Genomic DNA, 9,607 nt, shown 5'->3' on the forward strand with positions numbered 1-9,607 from the left:
GGGAATCGCGGCTTACGCCACTCCTACGAGGGCGGTAGGCGGGCGCCTGCCGGTTCCAGCCCCCTCAGCCCAAAGTCTCATGCGTCCGCGGCGACGGCGTGGCAGGCTGCACGGCATGGAACCGGTGCCCGGCCTCGACCTCGACGCTCCGCCCTTCGATCTGCTCGGCGCGGCCGAGAAGGCGCGCGTGCAGCGCGCGGTCGACCTTGGCTTCCATCCGGCCGGACGCGTGTTGTTGGCTGCCGGCGCGGCCTCCGAGCACGTGCACGTGATCCTCAAGGGCGTGGTACGCGCCTGGGACGAGCCGGCCGACGGCAACGACGCCGAGGGCCATCGCCTGTTCGCCGACTTCGGGCCCGGCGACGTGTTCGGCGCCTGGGCGGTGATCGCCGGCCGCGCACGGCATCGCTACGAGGCGGCCGAGGACGTGCTGAGTTTCCTGATTCCGGCCGCACTGTTCCGCGAACTGCTGGCGGCCAATCCGGCCTTTGCCGCCTGGTTCCACGAGGGGCTGTCGCTGAAGCGGCGGCTGGCCGCCAGCGTGCAGCAGCCGTCGGAGCTGTCGGAGCTGATGCTGACCCGGGTCGGCGACGCGCAGCTCGCGCCCGCGATACGGATACCTGCGTCCACCAGTATCTCGGCGGCCGCGCGCAGGCTGCGCGAGGCGCGGGTCGATTGCCTGCTGGTCGACGAGGGCGACGCCGTGTCCGGCGACGGCCACCGCGGCCTCGGCATGCTGACCCGTACCGACCTGCTCGAGGCGGTCACCCTCGACGGATTGTCGAACGACGCCCCGGTCGGCCCGCTCGCGCAGCGGCCGGTTATCGGCGTGCGCGATCACGACGTGCTGTTCCAGGCGCTGGTCACGATGACCGAACACCACATCGAGCGCGTGCTGGTCAGCGAGGGCGACGCCTCGGCGCACGGCCGCGTGCTTGGCACCCTCGGCATGGCCGAGGTGCTCGCCCACTACTCCAGCCACTCGCACCTGATCAGTCTGCGCCTGGAGCGCGCCGCGGACCTGTCCGGAATCGCCGACGCCGCCCGCAGCATGACCGCGCTGGTCCGCCAGCTGCATGCGCAGGGCGCGCGCATGAGCTACCTGATGGAACTGGTATCGGCGCTCAACAGCCGCATCCTCGGCCGCGTGTTCGCCGAGGTCGTGCCGCCGGAGCACCGCGCGCGGATGTGCCTGCTGGTGCTCGGCAGCGAGGGTCGGCGCGAGCAGATCCTCAAGACCGACCAGGACAATGCGCTGGTGCTGGAGGATGGCCTGGAGTGGGACGGGCTCGATGCGGCGATGAGCCGCTTTGGCGAGGCGCTCGCCGACATCGGCTATCCGCCGTGCCCGGGTGGGGTGATGGTGCGCAATCCGCATTGGCGGATGAGCGTGGACGGCTGGTGCGAGCGTATCGAGCACTGGCGTCGCGAACGCGACGGGACCAGCGCACTGGATCTGGCGATCACGCTGGATGCCCGGCCGGTGGCCGGCAACGCCGCGTTGTTCGAGCCCGTCGCCGAGGCGCTCGCCGCGCTCGGCCGCGATGAGCTGCTGATGCGCGAGCTGGCCCGCGCCTCGCTGGAATTCTCCACGCCGCTGAACCTGTTCGGACGCGTGCGTGGCGACGCCGGAGGCGTCGACATCAAGAAGGGCGGCGTGTTTCCGCTTGTCAACGGCATCCGGGTGCTGGCGCAGCGTCATGGCATCCGCCGCCAGAACAGCTTCGACCGCTGCGCCGCATTGATGGACGCCGGCGTGCTCTCGCAGGAGCTCGGCCGCGACGTGCCGCAGGCGCTTGCCGTGTTCATGCGCCTGCGGCTGGGCGCGCAGCTGCAGGCGCTGGCGGACGGACGCAGCGCCGACAACCGGCTCGACACCGCGTCGCTGCGCCGCCTGGACCGCGAACTGCTGCGCGACGCGCTGCGGGTCGTCAACGCGTTCAAGGATCACCTGCGCCTCGTCTTCCACCTGCGCGACTGACGATGCCGCGACCGACGATACCGCTGCCGCTGCGCCGCTGGCTGGACCGTCGCCGCCATCGCGATGGCCCATGGAGCGGCTTGCTGGCGCCCGCACCGACCGGCGAATGGGTGTCGCTGGACCTGGAGACCAGCGGCCTGGATCCTGCCCGCGACCGCATCCTGACCATCGCTGCGGTACCGGTCGCGGACGGCCGCGTCCACCTCGCCCGGCGCTTCGAAGCCACAGTGCGACCGCCATCCGACAGCGAACCGCCGCCGGACATCGACGCGATCCGCCACCACCGCCTGCGACCGCAGGACCTCGCGCACGGGCTGGAGGAACACGAAGCGGTCGCGAGCCTGCTCGACTGGCTGGGATCGCGGGCCCTGATCGGCTACCGGATCGGCTTCGATGTGGCGATGCTCGATCGCGTGGTGCCGGAGGTCACCGGCTTCCGCCTGCCGAACCCGCGCACCGACCTCGCCGCACGCTTTCGTGCCCGGCTGCATCGGCGCAATCCGCATGCGGTGGCCGGGGACGCGGACTTCGAGGCCATCGCCGGTGCGCTCGGCATCCCCATGCTCGGCCGCCACAGCGCGCTGGGCGATGCGACCACCGCTGCGGCCTGCTGGCTGGCGCTGCAGGAGCTGGACTAGACGTTCACCGACCACGCTGTCGCCATGGCAGGCGCACTGCAATGCAACACGCCGCGGTCGCCGCCCCGCGAACCGCCGCCTCCGGTCGGGCATTTAAGCGAATGCGGTCACGCTTGCAGACATGCCGGTTTCGCATATTCGCGCTTAGTGAAATATTTGATTTGACCGCCTCCGGCCCGCGTGGGTAACTCGGAGCGCGGTCGCGCCGCAATCCGCGTCCGCGGCGCATCGCCGGCACCACACGGCCTGCGCACGACCCTGTTGCCTGGTCGCCGGCAAGGACATGCGGCGGCACGGCTGCTCCGCGTCACCAGGGTCGCCCCAGGGGGAGGTCTTCGACAGCGGCGGTCCGGCATCCCGGCTCCGACGCGGAGACGGCCTGGCGCCGTGGTGCCACTGCACTTTCATTATGAATATGGAGAGCCATGATGAAGTCCGTCGTTTTCCGGTCCCATCCGCTTGCCTTCGCCCTGATCGTCTCGCTGGGCCTCGCCTCGCCCGGCTTCGCCGCCGAGCCCGCCGCAGGCAAGCCCGTTCCGGTCCGCATCGCCGCGCAACGTGACGCTCAGATCAGCCTGCATGGCCGCATCGGCGCGGCGGCGGCGGGCACGCAGCGCGCAACTGTCATCCGTACCCCGGATGCCGCCTTCATCAAGGTGCACTTCGATCACTTCTCGCTGCCCGACGGCGTCACCCTCGAGGTCGCCAGTCCCGACGGCAGCGAGGTCTATCGCTACAGCGCCGATCACCGCGACGCCCACACCGTCGACGAGACGCTCGGCCAGAATGGAGTGAACAGCTTCTCGGCGATGTCGATCGGCGGACCTGTGGCGGTGCTGCGCCTGGTCGGCAGCGCGAACGAGCCATGGACCGCACGGCACGGCGTGGTGGTTTCCCGCTATCTGGAAGGCTATCCGGAGGAAATGCTTCCCGAGCTGCAGGACAGCGGTCTGCTCACGCCGTCGACCGACGTTGGCACGACCTCGATCTGCGGCAGCGACGACAAGCGCCCGGTCGCCTGCTACGTCAGCAGCGACCCGGACGCCTACGATCGTTCGCGCCCGGTCGGCCGCATGCTCAGCAGCAGCGGCAGCCTGTGCACGGTATGGCGCGTCGGACCCGACAATCGCCTGTTCACCAACAATCACTGCATATCGACCAGTTCCGGCGTGTCCGGCGCCGAGTTCTGGTTCAACTACCAGCAGGCCAGCTGCAGCGGCAGCACCGGTGCGCCGGTCACCAAGGTCACCGGCAGCCAGATGCTGAAGACCGACGCCGCGCTCGACTACACGCTGTTCACCGTCAACAACTTCGCCACGCTGGAGCCGTTCGGCTATCTCGGCCTCGACATCGATCCGGTCTCCGTCGGCGACGGGATGTACATCGCCCAGCATCCGGGCGGCCGCATGAAGGAGCTGGGCGTGATGGACGGCAGCGCCGCCTGTGCGGTCAAGTCGACCACCGCCGACGGCACCAGCGGCGACCCCGGCAGCGACATCGGCTACACCTGCGACACCGAAGGCGGCAGCTCGGGATCGCCGGTGATCTCGCGCGACAGCCACAAGGTGATCGCGTTGCATCATCTGGGCGGCTGCAACAACGAAGGCGCGAAGATCTCGCGGATATGGCCGCAGGTCGCGACCTATTTCAACAACCAGGTGCCCGACGGCGACGACGGCGGCACGACCCCTCCACCGCCCGACGACGAACTGACGCCGGGCGTCCCGGTGACCGGGCTGGCCGCCAGCACCGGCAACGACATCACCTACACGATGGAAGTGCCGGCCGGCGCCTCCAATCTCGCCTTCGACATCTCCGGCGGCACGGGTGATGCCGACCTCTATGTCCGGTTCGGCAGCGCACCGACCGACGGCAGCTACGATTGCCGGCCCTACCTCAACGGCAACATCGAGACCTGCAGCTTCGCCAGCCCGCAGGCCGGCACATGGCATGTCCGGATCAAGGCCTACTCCAGCTTCTCCGGCGTCAGCCTGGTCGGCGACTACGGCACCGGCGGCGGCGGTACCCAGACCTACAGCAACACCAGCGACTACACGATCAGCGACAACGCCACCGTCGAGAGCCCGATCACGGTGTCCGGCCGCAGCGGCAACGCGCCCGGCAACGCCTCGGTCGACGTCGACATCCGCCACACCTACAAGGGTGACCTGCGGGTCGACGTGGTCGCGCCGGACGGCAGCGTCTACAACCTCCACAACCGCAGCGGCGGCAGCACCGACAACGTGATCGGCACCTACACGCTGGACTTGTCCAGCGAACCGCTCAACGGCACCTGGAAGCTGCGGGTCAACGACAACGCCAACCAGGACACCGGCTACATCAACAGCTGGAGCCTGACCTTCTGAGCACGACGCTCGGGGCACGACGTTCCGGGCATGCAGCTGCGGACGTCGCGTCTCGAGCGTGACTTCATGACGCGCGCAATGCGCGTTCCCCGCTGGCTCCGGAAGGCCGTGGCCGGCGGGATTGGGACGGGCGCCCGGCCGGCCGTTCATCAGGGAATCTTTTCGCGAGCGGGGGGACAGGGTCCGGGAGTCATCGGACCCGCCACCGGCGCGATTGCAACGCGTGCAGCAGTTCGCCGGACTAGGAAGTCGCGCAGATGCGCGATCCGATCTTTCACACTTGAAGGGAAACAAGCACATGAAAGACGCAAATCATCGGCACGGCCAGTGGGTCGCGGTCTCGGCCCTCGCACTCGGGCTTTCGATGGCCAGCGCGGACGCGGCCGAGAAGGTCGACCTCCAACGCCTCGATACGGTGCAGCTGAACCGGCAGTACCAGTCCGCGAGCGCAACGATCGGCACGCCCGCTCGCGCCATCGACCGCCATGCGGAGATGATCGGACTGGAGTCCGAGTCCGGTCTCGAGCTGATCAGGTCCTATCAGGACCGTGACGGAACCCGACACTATCGTTACCGTCAGACCCACCGCGGCGTGCCGGTGTTCGGCGAGCATGTGGTGGTCAGCGAGCGCAGCGACGGCAGCGTGCACCGGCTGTTCGGCCAATCGGTGACAGGCCTGGCCAGCGAGTTGCCCGCAGTCCCGCCGAAGCTGGGCAAGGCCCGCGCGGCGGCGCTGGGCAAACGTGCCGCACTCGGCGCCGATCTCAGCCGCCGGATCATAGAGAACGAGACCTCGCAGCAGATGGTCTACGTCGACGACAACGGACGCGCGCACATGGTTTTCGTGGTGTCGTTCTTCGCCGATGCCCCGACCGGCGGCGAGCCGACCCGCCCGGTCGTGATCCTGGACGCCGACAGCGGCCGGGTCATCAAGCAGTGGGATGCGCTTGCGCACGCCGACGGCACCGGACCCGGCGGCAACAGCAAGACCGGCCAGTACGAGTACGGCACCGACTTCGGCTACATGGACGTCAGCCAGAGCGGCAGCACCTGCACGATGAGCAATTCCGTCGTGAAGACGGTCAACCTGAATCACGGCACCAGCGGCAGCACCGCGTTCTCCTACACCTGTCCGCGCAACACCGTGAAGACGATCAACGGCGCGTACTCGCCGCTCAACGACGCGCACTACTTCGGCAAGGTCGTCTACGACATGTACGACGACTACGTCGGCGCACCGCCTCTGACCTTCCAGCTGACCATGCGCGTGCACTACAGCAGCAACTACGAGAACGCGTTCTGGAACGGCTCGTCGATGACCTTCGGCGACGGCGCCTCGACCTTCTACCCGCTGGTCAGCCTGGACGTGTCCGCGCACGAGGTCTCGCACGGCTTCACCGAGCAGAACTCGGGACTCATCTATTCCGGACAGTCCGGCGGTATCAATGAGGCCTATTCGGACATCGCCGGCGAGGCCGCCGAGTACTTCATGCGCGGCAGCAACGACTTCCTGGTCGGCGCGGACATCTTCAAGAGCAGCGGCGCGCTGCGCTACATGGACGATCCGACCCGCGACGGCAGGTCGATCGGCCATGCCGACGACTATTACAGTGGCATGGACGTGCACTATTCGTCCGGCGTCTACAACAAGGCGTTCTACCTGCTGGCGAACAAGACCGGCTGGGATACCCGCAATGCGTTCCGGGTGTTCGCCCGCGCCAACCAGCTGTACTGGACCTCCAGCACCGACTTCGATCAGGGTGCCTGCGGCGTCGAGTCGGCCGCCTCCGATCTTGGATTGACGGTCGCCGACGTGACCGCGGCCTTCGCGTCCGTGGGCGTGAGCTGCGACGGCGGCGGCGATCCGCCGGGTGGCGGCGAGCTGGAGAAGGGCGTGCCGGAGACCGGGCTGGCGGCAAGCCAGGGCAACTGGATCCACTACACGATGGAAGTGCCCTCCGGCGCGTCGAACCTGAGCTTCACGATCTCCGGCGGCACCGGCGATGCCGACCTGTACGTGAAGCACGGCAGCCAGCCGACCACGTCCAGCTACGACTGCCGACCCTACCTCGGCGGCAACAGCGAGACCTGCAGCTTCGCCTCGCCGGCGGCCGGGACCTGGCACGTGTCGCTGCGCGCGTACAGCAGCTTCTCCGGCGTCAGCCTGGTCGGCGATTACAGCACCGGCGGCGGTGGCGGCGCACAGACCTACAGCAACACCACCGACTACACGATCAACGACAACGCCACCGTCGAGAGCCCGATCAGCGTGTCAGGTCGCAGCGGCAACGCGCCGAGCAGCGCTTCGGTCGACGTCGATATCCGCCACACCTACAAGGGTGATCTGAAGGTCGATCTGGTCGCACCGGACGGCAGCACCTACAACATCCACAACCGCAGCGGCGGCAGCGCCGACAACGTGATCGGCACCTACACGCTGAACCTGTCCAGCGAACCGCTCAACGGCACCTGGAAGCTGCGCGTGAACGACAACGCCAACTACGACACCGGCTACATCAACAGCTGGAGCATCACGTTCTAAGCGTGGCGTCATGACCTGATCGGAACAGCGAAACCGCCGCCACGACAGCTATCGGCGGCGGGTTGCACCGGGGCCCGGCTTCGGCCGGGCTCCACTACTCCGGATCGCACAGGGAGATCCGACCCGGGCCATCGCGCCCGTCCCTTCCCGGATGCGGGGCACACCAGAAGACCCCGCATCCGCATCCCAGGAGCTCCGCAATGCAAGGACATATTTCATCGCTTGCCCTGGTGGCCGCACTGGCCGCCAGCGGCGCCGGCCACGCGCGGACCACCGACGCCCACCACGACCACATCAGTCCGGCGCTGGCCGAACGCATCGACAGCGACCCGTTCGCACCGGTCTATGTCGTCACCTCGCAGGACAGCTACCGCACCAGCCTGGCGGCGATCGCCCGCGACCCGGCCGGACGCCGCGACAGCACCGGCAATCCGCTGGTGATATCGCGCATCCAGGCCCATCAGCTGGGCGACGCCAGCCATCGCATCCACGCCGACGAGCATCGCTGCGGCGGCTTCTTTGCGTTCGCCAGCCAGGCCGAGGCGGAAGCCTTCCTCGCCAACGAGCGCAGCGCGCAGGCGCAGCAGACCGTGTTCGCGAGCTATACCATCGACAATCAGGACACCGTCGGCCCGTGGCTGCCGCAGGTCAGCGAGAGCCACATCCGCGCCACCATCGATCATCTTTCCACCGGCTATCCGAACCGCTACTACGCCAGCAGCCACGGCAAGGCGGCTGCCGAATGGATCCACGACACCTGGCTCTCGTACGGAGGCGGCCGGTCCGACGTCAGCGCCGAGCTGTTCTCCTGTTCCAGCTGCTCGACCCAGCCCTCGGTGATCCTGACCATCGAAGGCAGCGACCTCGCCAACGAAGTCGTCGTGCTCGGCGGGCACCTGGATTCGATCTCCAACAGCGGAAGCGGCGAGAACATGGCCGCGCCGGGCGCCGACGACGATGCCTCCGGCATCGCGACCCTGACCGAAGTACTGCGCGTCGCCCTTGCCGACGGATGGAAGCCGCGACGCACGGTCAAGTTCATGGGCTACGCCGCCGAGGAAGTCGGCCTGCGCGGTTCCAACGCGATCGCGCAGTCGTTCTCGAGCCAGGGCGTGAACGTGGTCGGCGTACTGCAGTTGGACATGACCAACTATGCCAGCGGTTCCGGCGTCGACATGCAGTTGATCACCGACTACAGCAACAGCGCGCTGCAGCAGTTCGTACGCGACGTGTTCGACGAGTACCTGGCACCGCTCGGGCTGACCCGCGGCACTTATACCTGCGGATATGGCTGCTCCGATCATGCGTCCTGGACCAGCGCCGGCTATCCGGCGGCAATGATGTTCGAGGCAAGCTTCAACAACCGCCTCCACACCACCTCCGACACCCTTCCCGGCATGGGCGGCACGGCCCAGCCAAGCGTACCGCTGGCGAAGCTGGCGCTGGGCTTTCTCGGCGAGCTGGCCAAGACCGACGGCGATACCGAACCGCCCCCGACCGGCAACACCCTGACCAAGGGCGTGCCGGTGACCGGGCTGGCGGCAAGCCAGGGCAACTGGGTCCATTACACGATGGAAGTGCCCTCCGGCGCGTCGAACCTGAGCTTCACGATCTCCGGCGGCACCGGCGATGCCGACCTGTACGTGAAGCACGGCAGCCAGCCGACCACGTCGAGCTACGACTGCCGTCCGTACAAGAGCGGCAACAGCGAGACCTGCAGCTTCGCCTCGCCGGCGGCCGGGACCTGGCACGTGTCGCTGCGCGCGTACAGCAGCTTCTCCGGCGTCAGCCTGGTCGGCGATTACAGCACCGGCGGCGGTGGCGGCGCACAGACCTACAGCAACACCACCGACTACACGATCAACGACAACGCCACCGTCGAGAGCCCGATCAGCGTGTCAGGTCGCAGCGGCAACGCGCCGAGCAGCGCTTCGGTCGACGTCGATATCCGCCACACCTACAAGGGTGATCTGAAGGTCGATCTGGTCGCACCGGACGGCAGCACCTACAACATCCACAACCGCAGCGGCGGCAGCGCCGACAACGTGATCGGCACCTACACGCTGAACCTGTCCAGCGA

Annotated in this window: 5 protein-coding genes; all 5 read left to right on the top strand. The window is 68.0% G+C overall.

Annotated features, from left to right (window positions below):
- The first annotated feature begins 115 nt into the window (after positions 1-115).
- Positions 116-1,981, top strand: a complete 1,866-nt coding sequence (locus L3V18_RS08345) for a DUF294 nucleotidyltransferase-like domain-containing protein (protein WP_237054205.1) — start codon at positions 116-118, stop codon at positions 1,979-1,981.
- Positions 1,982-1,983: 2 nt separating this feature from the next.
- Positions 1,984-2,619, top strand: a complete 636-nt coding sequence (locus L3V18_RS08350) for an exonuclease domain-containing protein (protein WP_237054206.1) — start codon at positions 1,984-1,986, stop codon at positions 2,617-2,619.
- Positions 2,620-3,047: 428 nt separating this feature from the next.
- Entirely contained in the window at positions 3,048-4,985 is a 1,938-nt protein-coding gene (locus L3V18_RS08355) for a proprotein convertase P-domain-containing protein (protein ID WP_237054207.1), read from the top strand.
- A gap of 298 nt (positions 4,986-5,283) precedes the next feature.
- Positions 5,284-7,527 (top strand): M4 family metallopeptidase, encoded by a 2,244-nt coding sequence (locus L3V18_RS08360; RefSeq protein WP_305068983.1) that lies wholly within the window; start codon positions 5,284-5,286, stop codon positions 7,525-7,527.
- 200 nt (positions 7,528-7,727) lie between these two features.
- A partial coding sequence (locus tag L3V18_RS08370; protein ID WP_237054208.1) for a M20/M25/M40 family metallo-hydrolase occupies positions 7,728-9,607 on the top strand: 1,880 nt, incomplete at its 3' end.

Origin of the sequence: Marilutibacter chinensis, assembly GCF_021725675.1 — a bacterium.
Lineage (GTDB): Bacteria > Pseudomonadota > Gammaproteobacteria > Xanthomonadales > Xanthomonadaceae > Marilutibacter > Marilutibacter chinensis.